Source organism: Asticcacaulis sp., from assembly GCF_047605585.1.
Taxonomy (GTDB): Bacteria; Pseudomonadota; Alphaproteobacteria; order Caulobacterales; family Caulobacteraceae; genus Asticcacaulis.
Genome location: NZ_JASGFK010000001.1, coordinates 960,446 through 986,960, shown reverse-complemented (window position 1 = coordinate 986,960; position 26,515 = coordinate 960,446). Strand labels below are relative to the sequence as shown.

Sequence of the window (26,515 nt, the reverse complement as noted above, 5' to 3'; positions counted from 1 at the left end):
AAAAAAAGTGCGTGTATTGGCGATTGCAAACCAGAAAGGCGGCGTGGGCAAGACCACGACGGCGATCAATCTGGGTACCGCCTTGGCGGCCATCGGCCAGCGCGTTCTGCTGATTGATCTTGACCCGCAGGGCAATGCGTCAACCGGTCTCGGTGTACCCAAGAAGCAGCGCGAAAGCTCGCTTTATGATGTGATTGTCGATCAACGCCCCATTGGTGATACGGCTGTTAGTACGGCTGTGCCGGGTCTATGGCTCCTGCCATCCGATCCGGATCTGTCGGGCGTCGAGATCGAACTGGGTCAGGCTGAGCGTCGGTCCTATCGTCTGCGCGATGCGCTGGAAGGTCTCGACCAGACCAACCCGCCTTATGACTATATTCTGATCGATTGCCCGCCGTCGCTGAACCTGCTGACGGTCAATTCGATGAGCGCGGCCGATGCTGTTCTGGTGCCGCTGCAATGTGAGTTTTTCGCGCTCGAAGGCCTGAGCCAGCTGATGCGGACCATTGATCTGGTGCGCGGCAGCTTGAACCCGAAGCTTGGTTTGCAGGGCATTGTCCTGACCATGTACGACAAGCGCAACGCCCTGTCCGGTCACGTCGAGCGTGACGTGCGGTCGCACTTCGGTGAGCTGGTCTATGATACGGTCATACCGCGCAATGTGCGGGTTTCCGAGGCGCCGTCCTTCGGCAAGCCAGCTCTGATCTATGATATGAAGTGCTCTGGCAGCCAGGCCTATATCAAACTGGCCAAGGAACTGGTGACGCGCGAACGCTCACGCCGTGCCCAGGCCGCCTGAACGCTTCCGATAAGAAAAGAAACGATAAATGTCTGAAAAAAATAGAGGTTTGGGCCGCGGCCTTTCCGCCCTGCTTGGCGATCAGGATACCAGCAGCCCGAAGACCGGTGCGGAAGCCGCTGAAGCGCGCGCCGCCGAACCGGCCCGTGGCCTGGAACAACCTATCGAACTGCTGGTGCGCAACCCAGACCAGCCGCGTCGCCTGTTTGTCGAGGCCGATATCGATGAGCTGGCCGCCTCGATCAAGGAGAAGGGCATACTCCAGCCGATCCTGGTGCGTCCGGCGCCCGGTCAGGCGGGGCACTACCAGATCGTCGCTGGCGAACGCCGCTGGCGCGCGGCGCAAAAGGCTGGTCTGCATACCGTGCCGATCATCATCCGTGAACTCGACGATCTCGATGTCATGGAAATCGGCATTATCGAAAACGTCCAGCGCGCCGACCTGAACCCGATCGAAGAGGCGAGGGGCTACAAGGTGCTGCAGGACCGCTTCGGCCGCACCCAGGATGCGCTGGCCCAAGTCGTTGGCAAGTCCCGCTCGCACATCGCCAATATCCTGCGCCTGCTGGCCCTGCCTGACCCGGTTCAGGACCATGTCATGCATGGCCGCCTGTCGGCCGGTCATGCCCGCGCGCTGATCACTTCGGAAAATGCCGAGAGCCTGGCGGAGGAGATCATCGCCAAAGGCCTGTCGGTACGCCAGACCGAAGCCCTGGTGCGCGATGAGCAGGCCGGACCGAAAGCGGCACCGACGCCCAAGGCGCGGCCGCAGCAGAATGCCGACACTCTGTCGCTCGAACAGGATCTGCAGGAAGCTTTGGGTCTCAATGTGCGCCTCGACGATAAGGGTGGCAAGGGTGAGTTGCGCCTGAGCTATGCCAGCCTTGAACAGCTCGATGAGCTGTGCCGTAAGCTTATGAAATAAAACACTATTTTCTGAAACGGGCCGCTGTGGCGAATTTGGTGCCACAAACCGCACGGTAGGTGGTCCTGGTGCGCCACAGAAGTCTTCTCAGAGCCCGCCCGTCGTCAGCCAGGCCTGCTCACGGCGCAGGTTTTCTCGCGTCTGGGTCTCCAGCGGCCTGAAGGTTTCGGTAAGGAAGATCGCTTCCCGCGCCAGGGTCGGCTCGATGAACAGGGCGTTGCGTCCCTGACACCAGGCTTCCCGACTGAAAAAGGGCGCGTATTCCGCCATGACATTACGGGCATAGGTTTCATAAACCGGCCATGGCTGACCGAGGATCGCCATGTCGAGATCAAGCACCAGATCGGTATCTTGGTCGCCGGTGGCGCGATGATGGGCGGTGGCCAGTATGATCTCAGAGGCCTTTTCGAGACACTTGGCATCCACATAGCCGGTCAGGGCCTCTGTCATCCGGGCCGCGCTGCGGGTCTCATTGTCCGAGCGTACCGGCTCATAGACAAGATCGTGGAAGAAGGTGGCCAGATGCGCGGCTTTCGGCATCTGGAAGCCGATTGGCTGGGCCGCTTCCAGCATGCTGACGATATGGCGCTGTGTATGATAGTGACGCCCCGGCTCGTTATAGCCCGCCTGCAATGTGCTGAGCACCGTAGTGGCGACCTCTTCAGACAAGTTCAGGGATTCCGCCAGTCTGCGCCATTCTGCGGCGAAGACGTCGGCAACCGCCATCAGGCGCCCATCCGGGCCGCGCGTCCGGCGATCTGCAGATAGAGCCGTTCGGCGATCAGAAGATCCGGCATGCCGGTGGATTTGCACTGTTTGTCAGCGTCGATCAGGTCACGCGCCAGACCATCGAGCGCCGTGAAATTCCAGGCGCGGGCCTGGCGCAGCATGTCATCCTCATCCTTCCAGAAGACGCCGGCATTGCGTGTCGCCTCCTTGGTGCCAAGACCTTTTTCCAGATAACTCTTGAGCAGTTTCAGCTTGTTATATTGCAGGCTAAGCGCCCGCATGGCATCAGCACCGCCTTCACCTTCGGCAAAGGCGCGGCGCAGGCCGGATTGGGCCTGTTTCATGCGGCCGCCAAAGGCATCATTGGCGGCCTTGAACAGAGAGGCATCGGGCTCAACGCCAAGGAAGTCCTGAAGCTCGGTCTCGTTCAGGGTCTTGTGCGAACCGGGCCCGATAAACAGGATCAGGCGCTCTATTTCCTGCCGAGCAATGCCGCGCTCCTTCGGCAGGCGCTGAGCGAATATATCCATGGCGGCATTGCTGAGTGAGACACCATCAGCCGCCAGGGTTTCGCGCGCCATACGGATAATATCGCCGGCTTCGTCCTCATAGCAGGCGATACTGACCAGGTTCTTGTCGGCATCGGCGAGCCGGCGCAGGGCGGAATCGCCGCCAAGCCCGCCGGCCTCGATGATGATGAAGGCATCCTTGTTGTATTCGCCGGCGGCATGGGCTTTCAGGGTGGCGGCCACCGCCTTGTCGAGCGTGGCTTTTTCCGAGAAAAATTTCAGCCTTATCAGACGTTTACCGCCCATCAACGACAGGGATTGCAGTTCGCCTTCCAGAAGGCCGCCATCGCCCTCGATATCGGTATCGGTGAGCAAGGAGACGTTGAACGGATCGGTGATATCCGGCACGATCTTCTTCGCCAAGCCGGTGCAGCGCTCAATGACCTGACTGCGGTCCTTACCGTAGATCAGGGCACCGGCCACGTTGGCTGGCGGCTTGTTGAAGAAGGCGTCAATTTCGGCGCGCTTGGCCAGTTTCATTGGTTATCGGGCGGCGTGATTTCGGAATCGGTAATGGTACCCGGTTCTGCACTGCTGCTATCGGCATCGGATTCCGCGCTGTTGTCTGCGGAATCATCTGAAGACGTCGCCGATGCCGAAGCGTTTGAATCCTTAGCGGGCAGCAAATCGCCGTGGAAATAAAGCGCCAGGTCGCGTTGAATCTGTTCGGACACGGCGGTCGCGATACGTTCCTGGGCATCCTGCTGCGATATCACACCGGTAAAGGGTGACTTGGAGGTGTCGTAGGTAACGGTTTCGCTGAAGCTGTTGCGATAAAGCACCGTGCCGGTGGCTACGTCCCTAAGCGCATAGGAGACGTTAGAAGTGATTTCCGATCGTGTGGATGTATCGTCCACCTTGTACCCGACGCTGTAATGTCTTTCCTTCAGGCCGATAGTCAGCTTGTAAATCTTGGTCGTGGACTCATCTACGCCCAGACCATTACGCAGATCCTGTTCGAGAAAATACCCTGTCCGTGTTTGCGGTACATGGATATCGATCTGCGCCATGCTGGCGGTCAGGCCGGTCTTGGCGTACAGCGGGGCGAAACCGCAACCGGAGAGGCTGGTGGCGGAAATGCCGAGTACGGCGCAGACAGCCAGGGCTCGAAAGACTTTTCGCCCAAAGACTTTATTCATGTCGCTTATCCCACCACGAAGTTGAGAATCCGGTTCGGCACGATGATGATCTTGCGGATGGATACACCCTCAAGATGCCGCTTAACCCCTTCGTCCGCAAGCGCCATCTCGCGGATCTGTTCCTCGGAGGCACCAACCGGAATCGAAATTTCGCCACGTTTCTTGCCATTGACCTGGACCGGCATGATGTAGGCGTCATCCTGGGCCAGGGCCGGATCGAATTTCGGCCAGGCCGCATTGGCGATCAGACCGTCATGGCCCAGGCGCGTCCAGCATTCCTCGGCCAGGTGCGGTGTCACTGGCGCGATCAGGCCGGCCAGCAGGGCCAGGGCTTCGCGACGGGCCTTCGAACCGGTCTTTTCGACATCGGCATTGCGGATGGTGGTGACGAATTCGTACAGCTTGGCGATAGCGGCATTGAAGCGGAAGCTTTCAAAGCCTTCGGTTACGAGCTTGACCGTCTTGTGGGCAGCCTTCAGCAGTTCGGCGGCGGCGCTTTCGTCCGCACACGGAATTTCACCTTCCGGCAGGGTGTCGAACTGGTCCCAGACGCGGTGAGTGAAGCGCCAGGAGCCTTCTACGCCGGAAGTCGACCATTGGACATCGCGCTCAGGCGGTGAGTCAGAAAGCACAAAAAGGCGAGCCGAATCAACACCATATGTGTCGAAAATGTCTTCTGGCGCCACGGTGTTCTTCTTCGATTTCGACATCTTTTCGATATCGCCGATCGACAGGGTTTCACCCGTGGAGATTTGCGTCGCCTTGCGGGTGCCGCCCTCGGCGCTGATTTCGACATCGGCCGGTTCGACCCATTGGCCGGCCGCGTTCTTGTAAGTCTCGTGAGTCAGCATGCCCTGCGTGAACAGGCCGGCGAAGGGTTCCTTCACCTCCAGATAGCCGCAGTGATTGAGCGCGCGGGTGATGAAGCGGGCATAGAGCAGGTGAAGCACGGCGTGTTCGATGCCGCCGATATACTGATCTACCGGCAGCCAGTAATCGGCCGCCGCCTTGTTGATCGGGGTCGGCGACTTCGGATCGGTGAAGCGGGCGAAATACCATGAGGAATCGACAAAGGTATCGAGCGTGTCGGTTTCGCGCGTCGCATCCTTGCCGCAATGCGGGCACTTGACGTGTTTCCAGGTCGGGTGGCGTTCCAGTGGGTTGCCGGGCACGTCGAAGGTGACGTCTTCCGGCAGGACCACCGGCAGCTGATCGTCGGGCACGGGCACGACGCCGCAATCATCGCAATGGATGACCGGGATCGGGCAGCCCCAGTAGCGCTGGCGCGAGACACCCCAGTCGCGCAGGCGGAAAACGGTGGCGCCTTCACCGAGCCCCATGGCTTCGATCTTTTCGATCGCCGCATCCTTGGCGGCTTCGATTTCAAGACCATCAAGGAAGGCGGAATGGAAAATCGCGCCGGGTCCGGTATAGGCTTCGTTGCCGACCTTGAAGTCTTCGGGATTGGCGCCTTGCGGCAGAACGACTTCAGTGACTGGCAGGTCATATTTGCGGGCGAAATCGAGATCGCGCTGGTCATGCGCCGGACAGCCGAAAATGGCGCCGGTGCCGTAATCCATAAGCACGAAATTGGCGACCCAGACATCGAGCGTTTCGCCGGGCTTGAAGGGGTGCTTCACCTTGATGCCGGTATTGAAGCCCTGCTTTTCACCCGTGTCGATTTCGGCCTGAGTGGTGCCACCCTTGGCGATCGACTTGATAAAGGCGGCCAGCTCCGGATTGGCGGCCGCGGCTTCCTGAGCCAGGGGGTGATCGGCGGCGATGGCGATAAAGGCGGCGCCAAAGAGGGTATCGGGGCGGGTGGTATAGACCTCGACTCCGGCATTTTCCGTTGCGCTACCGCTTCGCTGCTTGAGCGCGATATCATCGGCGAACGGGAAGGTCATTTTCAGGCCGCGCGATTTGCCGATCCAGTTGGATTGCATCAGCCGCACCTTTTCCGGCCAGCGTTCCAGTTCGGTCAGGCCCTCGATCAGGTCATCGGCGAAGCGCGTGATGCGCATGAACCACTGGGTCAGTTTCTTCTTTTCGACCACGGCGCCGGAGCGCCAGCCCTTGCCGTCGATAACCTGTTCATTGGCCAGCACGGTCATGTCCACCGGGTCCCAGTTGACCTGGCTTTCGCGGCGATAGACAAGATCGTTCTTCAGCAGGGTGTTGAACCACTTCTGCTGCTGGCCGTAATAGGCCGGATCGCAGGTGGCGAATTCGCGTGACCAGTCGATAGAGAGGCCCAGGCGTTTCAGTTCACCACGCATATTGGCGATGTTGTCATAGGTCCAGCCCTTGGGGTGGATCTTGCGTTCCATGGCGGCGTTTTCGGCCGGCATGCCAAAGGCGTCCCAACCCATGGGGTGCAGGACATTGAAGCCGCGCGCCCGTTTGAAACGCGCCACCAGGTCGCCCATGGCGTAATTGCGCACGTGGCCCATGTGGATGCGGCCGGAGGGGTAGGGGAACATCTCCAGCACGTAGTATTTTGGCTTTTCGGCATCCTGTTGTGTCAGGAAAACATCCGCGTCCGCCCAGCGCTGCAACTGACGGGGTTCGGTTTCTTTAGGATTATAACGGGCCATAAAAGTCTAAGCGGAGTCTGTTGAAATAAGGGATGGCTGCTTATAGGGCGCGTTGCGGCCCAAGACCATAAAAAAAGCCGTCACGGCATGACCGCGACGGCTTTTTTGAAGCAAAAGGCGAAGGCCTAGTTCTTGACGTTGGAGAGGCGCAGTTCGCGGGCGCGCGTCAGGATGGCGTTTTCGATGTCGAGCTGGGTCTGCTGCGACACATCGGCTGGCACCCAGCGATCGCCGGCGCGGACCTGCTTCTGGATCGAGACGTTCAGCGCATCGGCGCGCAGGCGGGAATCCAGGATGAAGATGGTGACCTTGAACTGTTCGTCCGGCGTCTGCGGATTGGCGTACCAGTCGGTGATGATGGTGCCGCCGAACGGATCGGCTGAGGTCAGGGGCATGAAGGCGATGGTGTCGAGCGAGGCGCGCCACAGATACGCATTGACGCCGATACCAGCCTGCTCGTTATAGACCGGTTCCTTTTTCTTCTTCTTGCCGCCGAACAGGCCAGCCAGGTTGACCTTATCTTCTGTGGGTTCAGTCGTATTGGCGGAAGTCGTAGCGCCACCCTTTTCACCCAGGCTGGCGCAGGCGCTGAAGGACAGGCACAGGCCAAGGGCGGCCAGGGCCAGACCGTAGCGCATCGAGGCCGGTTTCCGCATAGTCGTCATAGACTGATCACTCCGCATGATTTGAATTGCGCGACCGTCTAAGCCGCCGGAATTCCTAGAATTTATTAGCCCCAATTGCCGGTTTTGACCCGGCGACCCGGCCCTCTATAGCATGGAGGCCCTGGGGTATGACAAGGGGTAGCATCACAAGTTTGTCAACTCTACAGGAAATAAGGGCGGATGTGGGGCAAAGAAAAAAAGCTTATCTGCTGCTTTGCGACAGGGCTGCAATGTGCCGTTGTGTTTATGCGCCGTTTACCATCCGTGGCGGATTCAACACATTTGTCAGGGGAATGATGTCAGGGGGTCGTTTTAAGGTCATAACAAATTGACCCCAACCCCAATTCGTCTTATCTCGGAATGACATAACTCCGTCAAAATGGTTGTGTATAACGACAAAGTGTCCGGTGGCTGTTCGGGAAGACGACCCTTTGGGGGGCTGGCTTTAGGAAGAAACCGGGTTTCGAACTGCGAAGAGAATGAAACCTGTCTTGTCAATAGCTGTGAGTGCGATGTTTCTGGCGTTTGCCGGACGCAGCACCTTGGCTGTTGCCGAAACCAAGACGGTTCGCCCGCAGCCTTCAACCATTGAAAACATTGCCGGACTGGCGCCGCTGGTCCAGCCGACAGGCGACAGCTTCATCAGCGATGAGGCAACCGGCTTTTCCAAGCCGCAGTCAAAGGTTTACCAGTTCAACCTGGATGGCAAGTGGGGCGTCAAGTTCGACGTCAACCAGCCGGAAACCAGTGCACCGGGCGCCAACGATATCGATGCCGGTGCCTTCTACAAGCTGACTCCGTCGTTGCGCGTTGGCGGCACGCTTGGTTTCGGTGAAAAGACGGATAGCATGAAGCCCGAACCGGCCCGTAGTGCCGCCCAAGGCGACAGGAAGCAGCCCCGCGTGCGGCTGGAAACCACCTTTAAATTTTAAAGTTTGAAGGCGTCTATCGCGCCTATGCCCGAAAGACCCGTGTCTTTCAGCGACTGTATGTTGTCGCAATTGATCCCTCCCAGACCATAGACCGGCAGACTGGACAGGTCCGTCATTTCGCGCACGCCCTTGGTGCCCAGGGCGGAAACACCTTGCGCCGAAGGGCTATGACTGGCGAAGACTGGCGAGATAAAAACGGCGGTGAGGCCATCCTTACTTTCCAGGCTGCGCAGGGTTTCGGCATCGTGGCAGGCGGCGGTCAGGATCAGGTGCGGATGCGCGGCGTGCAGGTGCGTGGCGTGCGGCAGGCTGGTCTGGCGCAGGTGAACGCCGTCGGCTTCGACATCGAGTGCCAGGACCTCATCCTCGCCTATCAGCAGGGTTAGGCCGTTGTCGCGGGCGATCCGGCGCAGGAGCTGTGCGCGTTGCCGGGCGTGGTTTTCGCCGAAATGACGATAGACGATGCCGCAGCCTTCTGGCAGGTGCACGGCGATATCTTCCGGGTGCGGTGTGCGCTGCGGATCGGTGAAGAAGAACAGAGGCGGCAGCAATTCAGGGTTTTGGGGCAGGGCGGTCTGCGCTATATCCCGTGCCCTGTCGAGCAGATATTGGAAGCGGGTCTTGTATGTCATCAGCGGATACCCAAAAGGATGCCCTGTCGGGAACGGCTTATTCTAGGCTCATGGCCCAGATGTACAAGGCTTTAAAGGCGGCGGGCCGGTCGCCCGATGCCGCCTGCCTGACGGCGGTTTCGAAAAACCAGCCCTGGGAGGTCATCGAGCCGGTGCTCAAGGCCGGCCAGAGGCGTTTTGGCGAAAATCGTGTGCAGGAAGCGATGGAGCGCTGGGGCGACAGGCGCGCGTTGTATCCGGACCTGGAATTGCGGTTGATCGGGCCTTTGCAGAGTAACAAGGCGGCGGAGGCTGTGGCTTTTTTCGATGTGATCGAGAGCCTGGACCGGGACAAGATCGTGCGGGTGATTGCCGATGAGATACAGAAGGCAGGCAAGGCGCCGGTGCTGTATGTTCAGGTCAATATCGGTGAGGAACCACAGAAGTCGGGGGTTCTGCCGGCGGAAACGGATGCATTCCTGGCGGCTTGCCGGGGGTATGGCCTGACAATCGCGGGCCTGATGTGCATTCCGCCGGTGGAGGGGCCGCGCGGGCCCTATTTCGCCCTGTTGAAAAAGATCGCGGATCGCAATGGCATTACGCACCTCAGCATGGGCATGAGCGACGATTTCGAGACGGCGATTGCCTTTGGATCTACGGAGATCCGTGTGGGGTCAGCGATTTTCGGCGCACGCTAACGGGGTTTGGGGCCTGCGGCCCCATGCCTTTCCTGTTCTTTCCCCGCTTTCGCCCTTTGGGCGGAAGCGGGGAAAGAGTTAAGCGCAGATGTGGGGTCGCGGACCCCACGCCCCGTTACGCATCCAAAATTTCGACCGCATCGCCGGGCCTGGCCGCTTTCAGAAAATCCAGCATATCCGGCAGGGCCACGGCCACGCAGCCTTCGGTGCCGCTGTAATCTTCCCGCGCCAGATGCATGAAAATGGCAGACCCCATGCCTGAAACCGGCGGGTCATCATTATGCCCCAGTACCACGATCACATCGTAGACATGATCATCCCGCCACAGCTTTTCATGACTCGGCTGAAAGGGCAGCTTCACATGGCGATTGTAAAATTCCGAGGACGGATCGTCGCACCAGCCGTCATCCGGCGACAACGGCACCAGCTCCAGGGCGGTTTCCGGTGGCGCCAAACGGTCCGGACGGTAAAAAACATAACGAATCGGCCAGATTCCCAGAGGAGAGGCGCCGTCACCCTCTCTTTTATCGCCGGCAGGGCGAACGCCCCCTTTCCCAAGCGCGCAACGCACACTATGTTCGTTGATGTGGAATTGGCCAGCGGCGGTGGCACTAAACTTATTGATCATTTATTTGCCATCGCTGCTTAATCTCATAACGACAAGACTTAAAGATACAGGATCATGGTGCAACAAAAAACCCTGCTCATAGTCGATGATGATGATGAACTGCGCGAAGCCCTGGCGGAACAGCTCGAACTTCACGAGGAATTCAAGGTCATCCAGGCGTCAAACGGCACCGAAGGCCTCAAGCTGGGTAAGAGTGTCAATGCCGACCTGATCCTGCTCGATGTTGATCTGCCGGATATGGACGGCCGTGAAGCCTGCCGCCTGCTGCGCAAGGGCGGGCTGACCACGCCGGTGATCATGCTGACCGGCCAGACTTCGGATTCCGATACCATCCTGGGCCTTGATGCCGGCGCCAATGACTATGTCACTAAGCCGTTCCGGTTCGCCGTCCTGCTGGCTCGCATCCGCGCCCAGGTCCGCTCGCACGAGACCAGCGAAGACGCCACCTTCCGCATCGGGCCCTACGAATTCAAGCCGGCACTGAAGGTGCTGGTTGATCAGACGCAGAAGAAAACGCGCCTGACCGAAAAGGAAACCAATATCCTGAAATACCTTTATCGCGCCGGCGGTAAGCCGATCACGCGTGAGGAACTGCTGACCGAGGTCTGGGGGTATAACGCTGGTGTGACCACGCACACGCTGGAAACGCACGTCTATCGCCTGCGTCAGAAGATCGAACCCGATCCCGCCAATGCGCGTCTGTTGATGACGGATGCCGGTGGTTACAGGTTGCAATTTTAAGGCAAGGGTCGCGAACCCTTGACCCGTAAGTTTAAGCCGGCGCGTAAGCGTCGGCTTTTTTGTTCAGGCCGTCTCTTCTGTATCGACGTACCAGACAAACCAGACCGCCTCTTCCAGCGTGCCGCCGGCTTCGATAAAGCGCGCCACGGGCTCTGGAAAGGCCTCACTGATCTCCTTGCCGAAATTGAATTCCGCCTTGAGCATTTGCAGGTCCTGCAGGGCGACATTGGCGGCCATTTCGACCTGAGCCTCCCACGGCAGGACGGGCGGGATCAGCTGGCAGGCATCGATCTGCACCCAGTCGCATTCACCGATGGCATCCGGTGTGCGGATCTGCAGCTGGCCGCCGATATTGCGCAGGCCCAGCGCGCGCGCCGCCTCGATTACCTGGGGCAGGTCGGCAATGCGCCAGGCATATTCGTTCTGACGGAAGTCTGCTTTGGCCAAAATCTCGGCAGGCAAAAGCTTTTCGGCAATGTCGGTCATGGCTGAAACTCGAAAACGGTCTGGATCGGGGCGTGATCGGATGGGCGTTCCCATTCGCGCACCGTATCATGGATTTTGGCGGTGATATCGCCACTGATCTTTTCCCGCAGGCCCGGATTGAGCAGGATATGGTCCAGCCGCAGGCCACGATTGCTCTTGCGGAAATCGGCGGCGCGATAGCTCCACCAGGTGAAGATCTTCTCCGGATCGGGATAGGTGACGCGGAAGGGATCGTGGAAGGCGCCAGCCTGCATCAGATTGCCGAAGGCCTCCAACTCGGCCGGCGTATGGCTGACCACCTTCAGCATCTGTCTGTGGCTCCAGACATCGAATTCGCCCGGCGCGATATTGAGGTCGCCGCAGATCAGCAGGGGCTTGTCCGCGCCGCGTTGTTTCAGCTCGTCGATCAGGCGCTCGTAAAAGGTCAGCTTGTGATCGAACTTGTCATTGCCGACGCGATCGGGGAAATCGCCGCCGGCCGGGATATAGAAGTTCCAGATTTCCGTGCCGGCGATACGGATGGCCTGGGCACGGGCCTCGCCGCGGCGGCAAAAGGCGGGGGTCGGCAGGGCCTCAAACGGGATTTTCGACACCAGCGCCACGCCGTGCCAGCCCTTTTGTCCGGCAATGTGGATATGGTTGTAGCCTAGCGCTTCGAAGGCCTCGCGCGGGAACTCATGTTCCTGACACTTGATTTCCTGCATGCACAGGATGTCAACATCGGTGTCCTTCAGGAACTGTTCGACCTGGGGCAGACGCAGGCGAACGGAATTGACGTTCCATGAGACAAGGCTAAGGCGCATATAAAGGCAAACTCTCAATAATTCCAATGTCGGAGACATTGGCAAGGCCGACTGGCCGTCCGAGCTGGTGCGAGGAGCCATGCGGCGCTTGAGCTGAAAAAAGCACAAAAAAAACCGATCCGCGCTGACGGATCGGTTTAGAGATTTGGCACATAACACGAAGAGAAAAAAGGGAAAACGCACACCTGAAAGTTCAGGTCGGGAGATAATCCGCCGTTTCATCTCCATGTGTGAAAAATAACACTAAAGACAAAAAACTACAAGGAAAAAAGTTATACAGCCGTTATTTTTTCTTCTGCGGCTTATTTAACACAAACAAATCAGCCTTTTGTCCCGAATCACGCGAAAAACTCGTCAGCCTTACCGTTGTCGCGCGATTTTGCGCATCGGTAATAGTCCATTCCCGCAGAGCCATGGCGCCGTCGGTCGCCTGATCGAAACCGAGGACCACGGAGCCTTCGACATTCTTGCGGCGGTCACGCGCTTTCAGTGTGAACCCCTGCGCATTGGAGCTGACGGCCGTGACCACCACGCCCTGGTCGAAACGGATTTGGCGCGCCAGGAAAAGCGACAGTGGCGTTTCCGACAGGGGATATTGGTCGAAGGATTGCAGGCGTGGATCCCACATACTGACCGTGGTGCCATTGGAAACGATCAGCAGCGAGGTCGGCGCATCATATTCGAAACGCATCTTGCCGGGACGGGCCAGGTACCAGTTGCCGGCGGTCTTGCGGCCTTTGTAATCGGTCTGCTCAAAACGGCCATGCGCCATGCCGAGGCCCTGCAGGTAGCTGGTCGCCTGCTGGATGCGTGCCTTGTCAGCGGCATTGAAGCTGGGTGGCGAAATCAGGCCGCTGAACTGGTTCTTGCCACTCTGTGCGGAAGCGGGTGTTATAACGGGCGTGGTGACAAGGGTGGCGGCAAGGCCTGCCAGCAGGGCGCGTTTGGTAAAGTCGATCATGGTTTACCCATAGAAGCAAAATTCGTAAAAATCCAATGCCTTCAGAAAACCCCTGAAGGCGGCATATTTACGACCTTAGTCCGCCGCGACTGAACCCGGCATGAATGCAGGCATTAGGTTAAATCGTATACTTTATGCTTGTGTGCGGTGGGAAAAGGCGTCTTTAATGGTTCCGGCTTTTTAAGAGGATATGGATATGGTCAAGGTAAATCGGCGTCATCTGCTGCAGGGTGCGGCTGTCTTGGGCGCCGGCCTGAGTGCTGAAGCGACGGCACAGCCCGGCTTGGCCGCTATCCTCCCCGCGCCGGCCGACCTGACGCCGCGCCAGCGTATCCGCTTCGATGACGACTGGCGCTTCGCCTTTGGCCATGCCTCTGACGTGACGCGCGATTTTAACTTCGGCGCCTATCAATATACCCATGCCAAGCAGGGACTTTCAGGCGCAACAGCCGCCGAGCCGGATTATGATGACAGCACCTGGCGGTCGGTGAACCTGCCGCACGACTGGGCGGTGGAGCTGCCCTTCGTCAATAATGACACCTATACCCTGCCCGAACCCGACAAACGCCGGGAATACGAGGAAGACGAAGCGGCGGCCCATGGTTATAAGCCGGTGGGCCGAAAGTTCCCGGAAACCAGTGTCGGCTGGTACCGCAAGGTGCTCAAACTGGAAAAGGGCGATGAACTGAAGCGTCTGACCCTGGAATTCGACGGCGTTTTCCGCGACTCCATCGTCATCCTGAACGGCTATATCCTGAACCGGCACGAGAGCGGCTATACGCCCTTCGAGGTCGATATCAGCAATTTCATCAATACCGACGACAAGCCCAATATCCTGCTGGTGCGGGTCGATGCCTCCTATGGCGAAGGCTGGTTTTATGAGGGCGCGGGCATCTATCGCCATGTCTGGCTGGTCAAGACGGCGCGCACCTACGTGCCGCAGTGGGGCACCTGGATCAAATCGGATATTTCCGGCGCGGTCGATATCGAGACGCGCATCGTCAACGGCACCGATACGGCGAAGACGGTGACGCTGGTCTCCACAATCAGCGACACCGACGGCAAGGCGGTGGCGCGGCTGGAAACGCCGGTCGAGCTGGCGGCGCAGGACGAGCAAACGGTCAACCAGACGACCAAACTCACTTCACCGCGCCTGTGGGGCCTGAAGGACCCGCATCTCTACAGCGTCCGCACTGAAATCCTCGATAATGGCGCGGTGGTGGACGTCTTCGCCAGCACCTTCGGTTTGCGCGAGGTGGTGTTCAAGGTCGATGGCTTCTTCCTCAATGGCGAAGCGATGAAGATCAAGGGCACGAATAACCACCAGGACCATGCCGGGGTCGGCTCGGCCATTCCCGATGGCTTGCATGTCTGGCGCTTGCAGCAACTGAAGGACATGGGCTCGAACGCTTATCGCTCGTCGCATAATCCGGCGACGCCGGAAGTGCTGGAGGCCTGCGACCGGCTGGGTATTCTGGTGCTCGATGAAAACCGGCTGATGACTTCGGCGCCGGAAGGCATGGAGGAACTGGAAACCCTGATCCGGCGCGGGCGCAACCACCCCTCCATCATCCTGTGGTCGATCGGTAATGAGGAGCCGCAGCAGGGTACGGAGCGCGGCGCCAAGATCGCCCACGACATGCGCCGTCTGATCAAGAAGCTGGACCCGACGCGGCCGGTGACGGCGGCCATGAACAATGGTCAGGGCTTCGGCATTACCGAAAGTCTCGATGTGCTGGGCGTCAACTATTACGTCACGCGTCTGGGGCCAGTGCGCGAGAAGTACCCGAACCTGCCGGTGGTGGGCACGGAAACGGCCTCGACCCTGTGCACGCGCGGCGAATACGAGCGCTCAGAAACGAAGCTCTATGTGCCCGCCTATGATGTCACCGCGCCGAAGTGGGGGCATACGGCGGAAAACTGGTGGCCGCTCTACGACAAGACGCCGAACCTGCTCGGTGGCTTCGTCTGGACCGGTTTCGATTACCGCGGTGAGCCGACGCCGTTTAACTGGTGGCCATCGGTGACCTCGCATTTCGGTATCATGGATCTGTGCGGCTTCCCGAAGGACAATTACTGGTATTATCAGGCCTGGTGGTCGGATAAGCCGGTGCTGCATCTTTTCCCGCACTGGAACTGGGAGCCAGGTAAGGATGTCTCCGTCTGGGTGCATTCCAATTGCGAGGCGGTCGAGTTGTTCGTCAATGGCAAGTCGGTCGGCCGCAAGGACGTAGTGAAGGACTATCATCTGGAATGGACCGTGCCGTTTGCGCCGGGCAAGATCACCGCCTATGGTTATCGCGGTGGCAAGGTGACCATGAAGACCGAGCGCGTGACGGCGGGCGAGGCGGCAAAGGTCGTTCTGACCTCCGAACGCGTCGACGATATCGTGGTGCTGAAGGCGGAGGTCTTTGACAAGGCTGGCGTGACGGTGCCAAAAGCCGACAATCTGATCTTCTTCGATGTCGAAGGACCGGCCGAGGTGATCGGCGTCGGCAATGGCAACCCCACCAGCCACGAACCGGACAAGGCGCTATATCGCAAGGCTTTTAATGGCCTGGCGCAGGCCATCGTGCAGGTCAAGGGTAACGGGCCGGTGACGGTCGCCGCGCGCTCGGAAGGGCTGATCTCAAGCCGGATTAAAGTTTAGCGATGCACTCGATTTCGACGGTGGCGTTCAGCGCCAGGGCCGCTACGCCAAAGGTGGTGCAGGCCGGCAAAGGCGCGTCGTCGAAATAGTCCGCGAACAGGGCATTGAAGCGCGCCGCTTGCGCCGTGTCGGTCAGCATGACCTTGACGGATACCAGCGCCGTGATCGTGCGGTCGAAACGGGCTAGGGTCGCCTTGACATTGGCCATCATCTGCCGGACCTCGGCCTCGAAGCCCTGAGCCAGGTTGCCATCGTCGTCATCGCCGATATGGCCGGAGAGATAGATCAGGCCATCCAGGATCACGGCCTCGGAAAAGGCGGCCTCGAAGGGATAGGCGTGGTAGGTCGGTGCGGTCATGGGCCTGTAATGCCGTCGCTGCCGTCAAAAAGCCAGAGGCTATTTCGCCGGGAAGGCCTTCAGCAGTTTGTCGTATTCATCGCGGGTGATTTCGATCATTGAGCCGTGGCGGGCGTTTGGAGTCATCTCATACCGGTTCCAGTCGGGCACGCCGGTATTACCGGAGACCTGATACCACGGACCTTCGAGGCGCGGTGCCATCGATAGCCCATAGCTCGTGCCGGCATATTGTTCGTAATAGAGATACCAATCGGCGCCATTGGGCGAGCGGATAAGCGTCGGTGCCTCGCGGAAATTGGGGCTGAGCGAGGGACCGGGCTCCGGATAGGGGCCGGTGAGGGTGGGGCCGCAGGTCAGGCGGATCGTCTTGCCGGTGATCCAGTTATAGGAGGGATAACGCTCGTCCTTGAGGATGGCGCAATAGCCGCCTTCAGGGTTCGGCTGGATAACGGTGTCGATCGTCGCCATTTCCCAGTTGAACAGGCGCTTTGGCGGCGACGCGAAGGTTTTCAAATCCGGCGACAGGACGTAGAGCGTGCGTTGGCTGGCCCAGTAGGTTTCGGGCTCGTCAGGCGTGCCGGGCACGTTCGGTGTATGCCAGGTCAGGATGAACTGGCCGGTAGGTTTGTCGAAGAACAGCTTGGGCGCGCCAATGCGTTGGAGCGGGTGATCGACTGCCTTGGACAAATCGGGTTGATAGGTGGCGTAATCCGTCCAGTGGATCAGATCATCGGAGACCCAGAAGCGGATCAGCGGATCGTCATCGCTCTTGTTGCCGACCAGATAGAAGCGGTTGTCCGGACCTTTGGCGATGGAGGCATGGCCATGATAGGCGGGATAGACCGGCTTGCCGCTGTTGAGGAAGATCCAATGCAGGCCATCGAGGCTGATGGAATAGTAGAGGACGCCGTAATCGCCGGTCATCATGTGGGCGAAAAGATAGGCCTTTGTCGACTCCGCCGGTGCGCCGGGTTTCGGGTAGGCCGATGTCTGCGCCCAGGCAGGGCTGGTGATGCATAAGGCGGACAAGGCGAGGCCCAAGGCCTTGAAAAGTTTTGGCATCCCGTTTCCCCATAGGTGACCTGGCGAATCCGATATTCGTCCTTATATGCTATTTATATTATAATTTTTGGGGCTGTAAACGGACATAAAAAACGCCCGCCAGTTATCTGACGGGCATTTCCAAGGCTGCTTCTTTCAGAACTAAGGAAACCTATCGGACCGGCTTATTTTTGAACGACACCGGCTTCTTTATAGAGCGCGTTCAATTTATCCGCGTCCACATTGGCCGTCAGGTCCGCCATGCCCGCCGCTACTTCTGGCGCGGTAAATATGCCCTGTGCGGCAATTTGGCCCAGCAGACTGAAGCTCGTTTGAACAGATACAGTCCCTTCGTATTTGAGGGCGACTACGCTCTCCGTTCGACAATCCTCAGTCAACAAACGCACCATAAGCGAGGCTGCGGTTTTATTAATTGCGGCCCGCTCGTCCGGACTGATATTGGCCATCGAGCGAATGTCGGGGTGCAGGGCTATGGCCGCGAAAATCCACCGGATCAGGTCTTTTTGATCGGACGGACTTGCCGATTTGACCAGACATTTGCTTAGGTCATCAGTATATGGGCCAGCATAGGCCGGCGAAAAAGCAGCTAGGCTAGCCAGAATCGACGCCGTAATAGCGATTTTCTTGAACATCTCATCCCCCAAAGATCGATGTATAACTATTACAGCATTGCGCCACCTGCATCAATGCTTGCCGGTGTTGAGGCACTCCAGCTTATGGGTGCAGGGTCCGTGACCCTGCCTAGTGGCCGGGAGGCGGACCCACCAGGATATCGCGCTTGCCGACGTGGTTGGCGGGGCCAACCACGCCTTCCTGTTCCATCTTTTCCATCAGCGAGGCGGCGCGGTTATAGCCGATCTGAAGTTTGCGCTGGATATAGGAGGTGGAGGCCTTGCGGTCGAAGGTGACGAAATAGACAGCCTTGTCATAGAGGTCGTCGCCGGAGCCGCCGCCTTCGCCCATGCCGCCGTCTGAGCCGCCCTCTTCATCGGCGCTGTAGGTGACATCGTCGAGATATTGCGGCGCGCCCTGTTCGCGCAGGAACTGCGCCACGGCCTCGACCTCGTTGTCGCCGACAAACGGACCATGCAGGCGGGTGATGCGGCCGCCGCCAGCCATATAGAGCATGTCGCCTTGGCCGAGCAGCTGTTCGGCGCCCTGTTCGCCCAGGATGGTGCGCGAGTCGATCTTCGACGTAACCTGGAAGGAAATCCGGGTCGGGAAGTTGGCCTTGATCGTGCCGGTGATGACGTCGACCGAGGGACGCTGTGTGGCCATGATCAGGTGAATGCCGGCGGCGCGGGCCATCTGGGCCAGGCGCTGGACGGCACCTTCGATATCCTTGCCGGCCACCATCATCAGGTCGGCCACCTCGTCGATGATGACGACGATATAGGGCATGGGTTCGGGCACCATTTCGTCGAACTCGTAAATCGGCTGGCCGGTTTCGTCGAAACCGGTCTGAACCTTGCGGACAAAGTTCTTGCCTTCGGCAGCGGTGGCGCGGGCGCGTTCGTTGAAATTACTGATGTTCCGCACGCCGACCTTGGACATGCGGCGATAGCGGTCTTCCATCTCCTTGACGGTCCACTTCAACGCCACCACGGCCTTTTTCGGATCGGTAACAACCGGGGCCAGCAGGTGGGGGATGCCGTCATAGACACTGAGTTCCAGCATCTTCGGGTCGATCATGATGAACTTACATTGTTCGGGATCGAGGCGGTAGAGGATCGACAGGATCATGGCGTTGACGCCGACCGACTTACCCGAGCCGGTGGTGCCGGCGATTAGCAGGTGGGGCATCTTGGCGAGGTCGGTGACGTAAGGATCACCGCCGATGGTTTCGCCCAGCACCATGGGCAGGGTGTGGCCGGCTTTTTCGAATTCGGCCGAGGCCAGCATATCGCGCAGATAAACGGTTTCGCGGATCTGGTTGGGCAGTTCGATACCGATGGCGTTACGGCCCTGAACGATGGACACGCGGCAGGAGCGGGCGGACATATTACGGGCGATGTCGTCGGCCAGGGCCACGACGCGCGCGCCCTTCACGCCAGCGGCGGGAGCCAGTTCGTAGAGGGTGACAACCGGACCGGGGCGGATCTGGTCGATCACGCCGCGGACGCCGAATTCGGCCAGCACGCTTTCCAGCATGCGGGCATTCTGGCGCAGGCCTTCCTCGTCATAGGAGTGGTTGCGCGCCTTGGGCTTGGCGAGGATCGACAGTTCCGGCAGGCGGAAATTGCCCGGACGCAGGAAATCGAAGACCGGCTGCTTTTCGGCCTCGGCACGCGGCGATGGCTTGACCGGCTTTATATCCGATACCGGCGTTTCCATCGTATCGAGGAAGTCGGGGTCCTCGTAGGGGCCCATCTCGTCATCGAGCGGCGGCAGGGCGCCGGTGCGGGCGGTATTCTGCGAGATGCGCGGCGCCGGAGCGGAGGTGGCGGTTTCGGGCTCGGCGTCGAAGGTTTCCTCGTCGACAAAGGTCTTCACCTTGGGGGGGCGCTTTTCCTTCTTCACCGCCGGTTCGGCAATCACGGCCTCGCGGCCGACGCCCATGGCGCTCATGCCCTTCTGAGCCACGCCGCCGATCAGGCCGGAAAGGTGGAGGTAATGCCCCATATTCAGGTTAAGCGCCTTGTTGAAACCAAGCAGCGCAAGACCGGTATAGACCAGGCTGGCAATAAGCACGGACCCTGGCAGGTGCATGAAATCGAACACGGCCTGTAACAGGTTATGGATGCCGGAGCCCCAGAAACCGCCGAGACTCTGGCGCAGGGCCAGATCGGCGCCGGCCAGTGGTGGATCGGTCAGGATCGGTGCGATGGCGGCCGCCAGAGACAGCACAAACAGGACCGACCACAGGGCATGAAGGCGCAGCTTCAGGCGCGTCTGGTCCGGGTCGTGCTGAAAGGTGCGCAGCAGGCCGAAATAGATCATCAGAGCCGCGGCGGGCCAGGCGGCCAGGCCGATGGACTGGTTGCCGATATCGGCGATCATGGCGCCGAAGGAACCGAGGGCATTATGGATATCGCCGTGGCCGGCCGTATTCAGGCTGGGGTCTTCGGCGTGATAGGTGGCCAGGGCCACAAAGCCGGCAAATCCCATCAGGGCCGTGAAGGCGCCGCGCAGGCGCGCCATCAGCGGCGACTGCCAGACAAGGCGCATGCGGCTTTCAAAGGCGTTCCAAACGGTCAGGGTCAGGCTGGACATGTTACTCGTATCGCGGCTTCAAACCCTGACCAGATGCCATGGAAAGGGTTAAGACCTGTTTACCATGAGATAGAAAAGCAAGTGTTGGCGCGTCATTGCAGCGCATTGCGCCGATGCGCCGCCATGGCTATGATGGTTCCCATGAAAACCTATGACGTCATTATCGTGGGCGCCGGCATGGCCGGTATGACCCTGGCCCTGGCTCTGAAATCGGGGGGGCTGGAGGTGGCGCTGGTCGAAAAGCAGCCCTTTGATACCCAGCTCGATGCCTCGTTCGATGGCCGCGCTTCGGCAATCGCCTATGCCTGCTTCCGCCAGTGGAAGGCGCTCGGCGTCGGTGAGGTCCTGGAAAAGCACGCCTGCCGCATGGATGAGATTTTCGTGACGGATGGCCATCTGCCGGGGGCCTCGGCGCCCAAACCCCTGCCGTTTTTCCTGCATTTTGCTTCGGAGGAAATCTCCGACCGCACGGGCGATGAACCGCTGGGCTACATGGTCGAAAACCGTCAGGTCCGCAAGGCGCTCTATGAGGAAATCGTCAATCAGGGGATCCGCCTGATCAGCCCCGCTGCGGTGGTCGACAGCCGCGAAGATGGTTCCTTCGCCGAGGTCGATCTCGATACGGGCGAGACCCTGCGCGCGCCGCTGGTCGTTTCCGCCGAGGGGCGCCAGTCTTCTCTGCGCGAAAAAGCCGGGATCAAGCATATTAACTGGGCCTATGACCAAAGCGCCGTGGTCTGCACGGTGCAGATGGAACATTCGCACAATCATGTCGCCTACGAGCATTTCCTGCCGACCGGCCCGTTCGCTATCCTGCCGCTGAACGATAACCGCGCCTGCATCGTCTGGTCGGAAACCCATGCCAAGGCGAAGGCCCTGATGCAGGTTGATGACCAGCTGTTCTATGATCATCTGCTGGCGCGGTTTGGTGATTTCTTGGGCGAACTGACGGTGGTGGGTCCGAAATTCATCTATCCGCTGGGCCTGGGTCTGGCGGAAGAGATGCACAAGGGGCGGCTCGCCCTGCTGGGCGATTCCGCCCATGGTATCCATCCGATCGCCGGGCAGGGTCTCAATCTCGGCCTGAAAGATGTGGCGGCCCTGGCCGAGGTGTTGATCGAGGCGGCACGTCTGGGCGAGGACATCGGCACCGATCTGGTGCTGGAGCGTTACGCCAAATGGCGGCGTTTCGATAATGTCAGCACGTCCGTGATCATGGATGGTTTCGTGCGCCTGTTTTCCAATGGCAATCCGCTGCTGCGCGCCGTGCGGGGTGTCGGTATCGGCTTGTTCAACAAGGTGCCGGCCCTGCGCCAGTTCGTCATGGAGGACGCCGGCGCGGCGACGGGCGATCTGCCGAAGCTGCTTAGGGGCGAGTTGGTTTAAGGCAAGGGGTCACGGACCCCTTGACCCCAAAACCGATCTTTTGCCTTATCCTACGCCTTCACCGGTTCAAACTTGCGGGCCTGATCGACCAGCATGATCGGCACGCCCGAGCGGATCGGAAAGGCGAGACCCGCGTTCGGGCTGACCAGTTCCTGCGCGGCCTTGTCATAGGTCAGAGGACGGCGCGTCACCGGACAGACCAGGGCTTCCAGCAGGCGCGGGTCAATCTCAAGCTCGTTTTTGGCGTAGGTTTCGATATCGGTCATAACGGATCTCAAGAAAACAGCAGTGACGACAGGCGGCGACGGCCGGCCTTGGTTAGCTCAGAAGACGCGCCGAGCGCAGTGAAGATTTTGAACAGATAGGTGCGGGCGGCCTGACCGTTCCATTCCGGCTCGTACTTGACGATTTCCAGCAGAGCATTCATCGCCTCGGCCATCTCGCCTTGCGCCGCCAGAGCGCGACCGAGATCGTACCAGGCATCGAAGTCACGGCCATTCGCGGCGATCTTCGCCCGCAAACCGGCGACGTCCGTTGGGGCGCCTTCGGCCAGTTCCAGAGCGGCGCGCAGACCCAGGATATCGGCATCCTTGGTATCGGCCGGCACCTGATCGAGCGTGGCCTTGGCATGATCGGGTTGTTGCAGTTTCAGGTAAATCCGCGCCATGCCTGCGATGGCCTTGGTATTTTCGGGATCCTGTTCCAGTACGAAGGCATAGGCTTCCATGGCGCTCGGCATATCGCCGTCTTCCACTGATTTGGCGGCCAGGGTCAGGGCGTCCTCGATCGAGGGCGTACCATCACCGGCCACGCCCAGCTTATCGATGAAGGCGCGCAGTTCGGTTTCCGACTTGGCACCCATGAAGCCATCGACCGGCCGCCCGCCGACAAAGGCATAGACGGTGGGGATGGACTGAACGCGCATCTGAGCGGCGATGGCCTGGTTCTGGTCGACATCGATCTTGACCAACTTGACCTTGCCCTTCTGCTCGCCGATCACCTTTTCCAGAGCCGGACCAAGCTGGCGGCACGGACCGCACCAGGTGGCCCAGAAATCGACGATGACGGGCTGGGTCATCGAAGCCTCGATAACGTCGGCCATAAAGGTGTTTTCAGAACCGTCGATGATATTGGGGTCGTTGCTGGCCATGGGGTACCTCTCAAGCGTGGCTTAGCTCAGATGGGGTCTGTGTTCAACAGTTCAAGGAAGGGCTTGTCCCCAAACCGTGTGCCGCACAATCACCTATGCAACAGATAGCCCGCATATCCGGGAACCTCACGCGCAAGGGAATAGAGGTCACGCGCTTCGAAATAGTCGGGGTGTGCGGAGCCAACACCGGTCAGGCCTTCTTGTGAAAAGGCCAATTTTGTCCGCGAGATATGAAAATATTGGCTGACAATGATGACGCTGTGCAGATTATGAGCGTGCATCAAGACGGAGGTATTACGCGCGGTGGCGCGGGTATCAACACCCTGATCATCTACGATGATCGCGGTCTCTGGAACGCCTTTTGATATCAGCCAACGCTTCATTGCCGTTCCTTCGGGTACGCCTTCTATCCCCGTGCCACCACTGACCAGAATATGGGATGTCCAGCCGCCCTTATATAGCTCCAACGCCCGACCGAGCCGCGCCTGGAGGCGAGGTGAGGGCGTTCCGTTCGAATTGACTTTGGAGCCAAGCACCACCGCGACATCGCTACGGCGAATGTCGTCAGTCAGGCCATCTACGACGATCAAACCGGCGCAGAGCAATACCAGACCGGCAATGCTGATCATTATCCTGCCAATCCATCGCATAGGTTGCTTCATGACGGACTCCATATCTGTGCTTGTCTGAGGGTAAACCAGTCTTACAACAATCCCGCGAAATCCACGATCATCAGTTCACGGCCCAGAGACGCGATGAACGTCCGGAAATCCGCCTGGGACAGGGCGGTGGTGGCGGTATTGGTCAGGGGGTGGAAATTGACGATCTCGGCATCAGCCAGGGCCTTGTCGAGGATAAAGCGCACCTTCCGTTCCGGATCATTAATCAGGCCCAGCGCCGTCACCGAACCTGGTCGCACGCCCAGTGCCGCATAAAGCCGATCTTCCGAGCCGAAGCTGAGGCGGCCGGAGCCGATCACCTTCGGCAGGGTCTTCAGCGGGATCTGCGTCGATTGCTCGGCCGAGATCAGCCAGAGCTGGCCCTTGTCGTCCTTCAGGAACAGGTTCTTGGTATGGGCGCCCGGCAGTTGCGACTTTATGTCGTCGCCTTCCCCTACGCGAAAGACCGCTTCATGGGTCAGGGTGCTTGTTTTCAGGCCCAAATCATTTAAGGCTTCGAGCAGTTTTTCAGGCGTGTAGAGCGGATCGGTCATGATCATCGGCTTTACCGCAAACTTTTTGACGATGGAACTGCCAGATGGAACTTGAGTGCTTTGTCATGACCACCTATCCGCCGGAAATCGTGCCGGGCCGGCCGGAACGGGAGTGGATGGACAGCTTTCAGTCACGCTTCCCCTATCGCTGCCTGCCCCTGACCATGGCCAACACCACCGGCTGGGAAATCCTCTGCCCGACCGACATCACCATCGTGTGGAACGGTGGCATCGGCAAGAACGATCTGGTCATCACCTGCGATGCCGATCCGAACTATAATCTCGAACACCTGGTGTCGTCGCACTTCACGCATGGGGTCGTGACCTTCCATACCGGCTACATGTTCCGCACCCCGCCGGGCTTCGCCATACAGGCCACTGGCGCTCCCAATCAGGTCAAGGATGGCATCGCACCGCTGACCGGCCTGGTCGAAACCGACTGGTTGCCCTTCCCCTTTACCATGAACTGGCTGATGACCCGGCCAGGCATGGTCACCTTTAAGAAGGGCGAGCCCTTCTGTTTTATCCAGGTGGTGCAGCACAAGGCGCAGGATGAGATCCAGCCGGTGATCAAGTCGCTGGAAAGCGATCCGGACCTGAAGAAGCAGTTCGATGCCTGGGCTAAAACGCGTCAAGAATTCAATGACAGCCTGGTGCGCCGCGATCCTGATGCCGTGAAAGAAGCCTGGCAAAAGTTCTACTTCAAGGGTGAGAAGCCGGACCCGACCGGCCAGGTGGTCGAAAAGGTCGACGACCATATCAACCGACGTCGCCTCAAGGTGCCGAAGGTTATCCGGCCTAAAAAGACGCGCTAAAGAAAAACCCTCCCGGTCGGAACCGGGAGGGTTTTTTATTGGATTGAATGAGACTTACTTCGATACCGGACGGACAATCTTCGATTCCAGATTGGCTTTTACGGCGCGGGCGTCATAGGCATTGGCATTGCCATCGGGCTTGGGACCCTTGTGCATCAGGATTTCGGCCGTGGCTTCATAGCGCGAATAGACCACGGTATCGCTGCCCCAATCGGCACCGAAAGCGCCCCAGCGGCTCCAGCGGTTGCGGTTGTAGAAACGCCACGAGAAGCTGCTCATGAACGGATCGTCGAAGGTGGTCGCACGTTGCTTTTCATCGGTATCGCGACTAACGACCTCGAACCAGTCATTGCCGGATTCCAGGGTCAGTTCGGCGGCACGATAGAGCATATAATTCTCTACCGTTTCGCGCTTGGTCATCTCATTGCCGGAGAAGCTCAGGCGATAGCGGTTTTCCTCAATGCGGGTTTCCGAATAGCCGCGTTGCGCGGCAGCCGAAGTCGTGGGGGAAACCGGCTGGTAAGGGGTGGGTGTAGCGCAGGCCGACAGGATGGTCAGGCTGGCGGCGGCCAGAAGGCACAAACTCAGGCGTTTCATTGTGTAACTCCCCACAGATGCAAAACTTTTAGCCATATTAATCACTGAGAATGGTCCGTCAATGTGGCAATATTGGGCCGCTCCTTACGCGTGTGCAATGGGCGAATACAGCCGGATCAGTTCCATGGCGGCATGCCAGATGATCAGGGCGGCGATGCCCATCAGGATCAGACTGACGCCGAGATCAAACGCCTGCTTTTTCTTCGGATCGCTGAGGACATGCGACAGGGTGACCGCCCCCAGGCCGTAGGTCGTCATGGCTATGCTATCCATGCCAATGGCGGTGGCGGCGAAGGCCACCATCTGTGGCGGTACGGGCTGGTGAGTATTGATGAAGGGCGGCAGGACGGCCGAAAAGAAGAGCGTGACCTTGGGATTGAGCAGCTGGACCAGGAAGCCATCCTTGAAGGTGGCGGCAATCGTCTTTTCCGGATCGGGTGCGGCGGTCAGGCTGGCGCCGAGATTTTCATTGCGGATATCGAGCGCCGAGCGGAAGCCCTTGAAGGCCATCCAGCCGAGATAGAGTCCACCGGCCACGGCGACGATCTGAAACAGCAGCGGGAAAGCGGTCAGCAGGATCTGCAGGCCGAAAGCGCAGGCGATGAACCACACCAGTGAAGCGGCATTCAATCCGGCGACGGCCGCGAAAACATGACTCTTGCGCCGGCCAAGTCCGGTGCGGATGGCGAACAGGATGGCGGGGCCGGGGGAGATCGCCATGAAGAACATGGTGACGAAGAAAGCCCCGTAGGTGTGCGGATCGATCGGGAAAGACATGCCGAGGCCAT

General features: G+C 59.2%; 28 protein-coding genes. 8 read left to right on the top strand and 20 right to left on the bottom strand.

What is annotated here, in order from left to right; genetic code table 11:
- The first annotated feature begins 7 nt into the window (after positions 1–7).
- Both QM647_RS04645 and QM647_RS04640 read left to right on the top strand, forming a co-directional pair.
- Entirely contained in the window at positions 8–799 is a 792-nt protein-coding gene (locus QM647_RS04645) for a ParA family protein (protein WP_414994301.1), read from the top strand.
- 28 nt (positions 800–827) lie between these two features.
- Positions 828–1,724 (top strand): ParB/RepB/Spo0J family partition protein, encoded by an 897-nt coding sequence (locus tag QM647_RS04640; RefSeq protein ID WP_414994300.1) that lies wholly within the window; start codon positions 828–830, stop codon positions 1,722–1,724.
- Positions 1,725–1,811: 87 nt separating this feature from the next.
- Here QM647_RS04640 and QM647_RS04635 read toward each other — a convergent pair whose 3' ends face one another.
- The 5 genes from QM647_RS04635 to QM647_RS04615 form a co-directional block, all read right to left on the bottom strand.
- The gene (locus QM647_RS04635; RefSeq protein ID WP_414994299.1) at positions 1,812–2,450 is read right to left on the bottom strand and encodes a hypothetical protein; all 639 of its coding nucleotides are present in this window, start codon (positions 2,448–2,450) and stop codon (positions 1,812–1,814) included.
- Positions 2,450–3,502, bottom strand: coding sequence for a DNA polymerase III subunit delta (gene holA / locus QM647_RS04630; protein ID WP_414994298.1), 1,053 nt, complete (start codon positions 3,500–3,502; stop codon positions 2,450–2,452). The genes QM647_RS04635 and holA overlap by 1 nt, the downstream gene beginning before the upstream one ends.
- Positions 3,499–4,161 (bottom strand): hypothetical protein, encoded by a 663-nt coding sequence (locus tag QM647_RS04625; protein ID WP_414994297.1) that lies wholly within the window; start codon positions 4,159–4,161, stop codon positions 3,499–3,501. Before QM647_RS04625 ends, holA begins: the two co-directional genes overlap by 4 nt.
- Before the next feature lie 5 nt (positions 4,162–4,166).
- Positions 4,167–6,758: a leucine--tRNA ligase gene (gene leuS / locus QM647_RS04620; RefSeq protein WP_414994296.1), complete on the bottom strand. Its 2,592-nt coding sequence runs from the start codon at positions 6,756–6,758 to the stop codon at positions 4,167–4,169.
- A 125-nt stretch (positions 6,759–6,883) separates the two neighbouring features.
- Positions 6,884–7,423 (bottom strand): DUF3576 domain-containing protein, encoded by a 540-nt coding sequence (locus tag QM647_RS04615; RefSeq protein WP_414994295.1) that lies wholly within the window; start codon positions 7,421–7,423, stop codon positions 6,884–6,886.
- Between the two features lie 542 nt (positions 7,424–7,965).
- Between QM647_RS04615 and QM647_RS04610 the strand changes: the two genes are divergently transcribed.
- The gene (locus QM647_RS04610; protein WP_414994294.1) at positions 7,966–8,355 is read left to right on the top strand and encodes an NtrZ family periplasmic regulatory protein; all 390 of its coding nucleotides are present in this window, start codon (positions 7,966–7,968) and stop codon (positions 8,353–8,355) included.
- Here QM647_RS04610 and QM647_RS04605 read toward each other — a convergent pair.
- Positions 8,352–8,987, bottom strand: coding sequence for a thiamine phosphate synthase (locus QM647_RS04605; RefSeq protein WP_414994293.1), 636 nt, complete (start codon positions 8,985–8,987; stop codon positions 8,352–8,354). The two genes, QM647_RS04610 and QM647_RS04605, sit on opposite strands and share 4 nt — an antisense overlap.
- A gap of 50 nt (positions 8,988–9,037) precedes the next feature.
- Here QM647_RS04605 and QM647_RS04600 point away from each other — a divergent pair, with 50 nt between their 5' ends.
- Positions 9,038–9,664 carry a YggS family pyridoxal phosphate-dependent enzyme gene (locus QM647_RS04600; protein WP_414994292.1) on the top strand — a complete coding sequence of 209 codons (627 nt, stop codon included), beginning with the start codon at positions 9,038–9,040 and terminating at the stop codon, positions 9,662–9,664.
- Between the two features lie 115 nt (positions 9,665–9,779).
- Here the strand turns inward: QM647_RS04600 and QM647_RS04595 are convergent, their stop codons facing one another.
- On the bottom strand, positions 9,780–10,292 hold the full coding sequence (locus tag QM647_RS04595) for a L,D-transpeptidase family protein (RefSeq protein ID WP_414994291.1): 513 nt from the start codon (positions 10,290–10,292) through the stop codon (positions 9,780–9,782).
- A gap of 54 nt (positions 10,293–10,346) precedes the next feature.
- Between QM647_RS04595 and QM647_RS04590 the strand changes: the two genes are divergently transcribed.
- Positions 10,347–11,033, top strand: coding sequence for a response regulator transcription factor (locus tag QM647_RS04590; RefSeq protein WP_023456094.1), 687 nt, complete (start codon positions 10,347–10,349; stop codon positions 11,031–11,033).
- A 63-nt stretch (positions 11,034–11,096) separates the two neighbouring features.
- Here the strand turns inward: QM647_RS04590 and QM647_RS04585 are convergent, their stop codons facing one another.
- The 3 genes from QM647_RS04585 to QM647_RS04575 all read right to left on the bottom strand — a co-directional run bounded on the left by QM647_RS04585 (position 11,097) and on the right by QM647_RS04575 (position 13,283).
- Positions 11,097–11,519 carry a hypothetical protein gene (locus QM647_RS04585; RefSeq protein ID WP_414994290.1) on the bottom strand — a complete coding sequence of 141 codons (423 nt, stop codon included), beginning with the start codon at positions 11,517–11,519 and terminating at the stop codon, positions 11,097–11,099.
- A complete protein-coding gene (gene xth / locus QM647_RS04580) occupies positions 11,516–12,322 on the bottom strand; it encodes an exodeoxyribonuclease III (RefSeq protein WP_414994289.1) in 807 nt (268 codons plus the stop codon). The genes QM647_RS04585 and xth overlap by 4 nt, the downstream gene beginning before the upstream one ends.
- A 283-nt stretch (positions 12,323–12,605) precedes the next feature.
- Positions 12,606–13,283, bottom strand: a complete 678-nt coding sequence (locus tag QM647_RS04575) for a LolA family protein (protein ID WP_414994288.1) — start codon at positions 13,281–13,283, stop codon at positions 12,606–12,608.
- A 196-nt stretch (positions 13,284–13,479) separates the two neighbouring features.
- On the opposite strand from QM647_RS04575, the gene galA reads away from it, so the two are divergent.
- The gene (gene galA, locus QM647_RS04570) at positions 13,480–15,933 is read left to right on the top strand and encodes a beta-galactosidase GalA (protein ID WP_414994287.1); all 2,454 of its coding nucleotides are present in this window, start codon (positions 13,480–13,482) and stop codon (positions 15,931–15,933) included.
- Here the strand turns inward: galA and QM647_RS04565 are convergent.
- The 4 genes from QM647_RS04565 to QM647_RS04550 all read right to left on the bottom strand — a co-directional run bounded on the left by QM647_RS04565 (position 15,923) and on the right by QM647_RS04550 (position 20,566).
- On the bottom strand, positions 15,923–16,291 hold the full coding sequence (locus QM647_RS04565) for a RidA family protein (protein ID WP_414994286.1): 369 nt from the start codon (positions 16,289–16,291) through the stop codon (positions 15,923–15,925). The two genes, galA and QM647_RS04565, sit on opposite strands and share 11 nt — an antisense overlap.
- A 39-nt stretch (positions 16,292–16,330) precedes the next feature.
- Positions 16,331–17,353, bottom strand: coding sequence for a hypothetical protein (locus QM647_RS04560; protein WP_414994285.1), 1,023 nt, complete (start codon positions 17,351–17,353; stop codon positions 16,331–16,333).
- 164 nt (positions 17,354–17,517) lie between these two features.
- Positions 17,518–17,985 carry a hypothetical protein gene (locus QM647_RS04555; RefSeq protein WP_414994284.1) on the bottom strand — a complete coding sequence of 156 codons (468 nt, stop codon included), beginning with the start codon at positions 17,983–17,985 and terminating at the stop codon, positions 17,518–17,520.
- A 109-nt stretch (positions 17,986–18,094) separates the two neighbouring features.
- A complete protein-coding gene (locus tag QM647_RS04550) occupies positions 18,095–20,566 on the bottom strand; it encodes a DNA translocase FtsK (protein ID WP_414994283.1) in 2,472 nt (823 codons plus the stop codon).
- 141 nt (positions 20,567–20,707) lie between these two features.
- Here QM647_RS04550 and QM647_RS04545 point away from each other — a divergent pair, with 141 nt between their 5' ends.
- Complete coding sequence (locus QM647_RS04545; RefSeq protein WP_414994282.1) at positions 20,708–21,952, top strand: UbiH/UbiF/VisC/COQ6 family ubiquinone biosynthesis hydroxylase; 1,245 nt, start codon at positions 20,708–20,710, stop codon at positions 21,950–21,952.
- 50 nt (positions 21,953–22,002) lie between these two features.
- Here QM647_RS04545 and QM647_RS04540 read toward each other — a convergent pair whose 3' ends face one another.
- The 4 genes from QM647_RS04540 to QM647_RS04525 all read right to left on the bottom strand — a co-directional run bounded on the left by QM647_RS04540 (position 22,003) and on the right by QM647_RS04525 (position 24,315).
- Complete coding sequence (locus tag QM647_RS04540) at positions 22,003–22,218, bottom strand: Trm112 family protein (protein WP_414994281.1); 216 nt, start codon at positions 22,216–22,218, stop codon at positions 22,003–22,005.
- A gap of 8 nt (positions 22,219–22,226) precedes the next feature.
- Positions 22,227–23,102, bottom strand: coding sequence for a thioredoxin (trxA, locus tag QM647_RS04535; RefSeq protein ID WP_414994280.1), 876 nt, complete (start codon positions 23,100–23,102; stop codon positions 22,227–22,229).
- A gap of 89 nt (positions 23,103–23,191) precedes the next feature.
- The gene (locus tag QM647_RS04530; protein WP_414994279.1) at positions 23,192–23,764 is read right to left on the bottom strand and encodes a YdcF family protein; all 573 of its coding nucleotides are present in this window, start codon (positions 23,762–23,764) and stop codon (positions 23,192–23,194) included.
- Between the two features lie 41 nt (positions 23,765–23,805).
- Entirely contained in the window at positions 23,806–24,315 is a 510-nt protein-coding gene (locus QM647_RS04525) for a prolyl-tRNA synthetase associated domain-containing protein (protein ID WP_414994278.1), read from the bottom strand.
- A gap of 44 nt (positions 24,316–24,359) precedes the next feature.
- Between QM647_RS04525 and QM647_RS04520 the strand changes: the two genes are divergently transcribed.
- Positions 24,360–25,130, top strand: a complete 771-nt coding sequence (locus tag QM647_RS04520) for a DUF6065 family protein (RefSeq protein WP_414994277.1) — start codon at positions 24,360–24,362, stop codon at positions 25,128–25,130.
- 54 nt (positions 25,131–25,184) lie between these two features.
- Here the strand turns inward: QM647_RS04520 and QM647_RS04515 are convergent, their stop codons facing one another.
- Positions 25,185–25,727: a CC0125/CC1285 family lipoprotein gene (locus tag QM647_RS04515; RefSeq protein ID WP_414994276.1), complete on the bottom strand. Its 543-nt coding sequence runs from the start codon at positions 25,725–25,727 to the stop codon at positions 25,185–25,187.
- Between the two features lie 84 nt (positions 25,728–25,811).
- Positions 25,812–26,504 (bottom strand): LysE family translocator, encoded by a 693-nt coding sequence (locus tag QM647_RS04510; protein WP_414994275.1) that lies wholly within the window; start codon positions 26,502–26,504, stop codon positions 25,812–25,814.
- Positions 26,505–26,515: the final 11 nt, after the last annotated feature.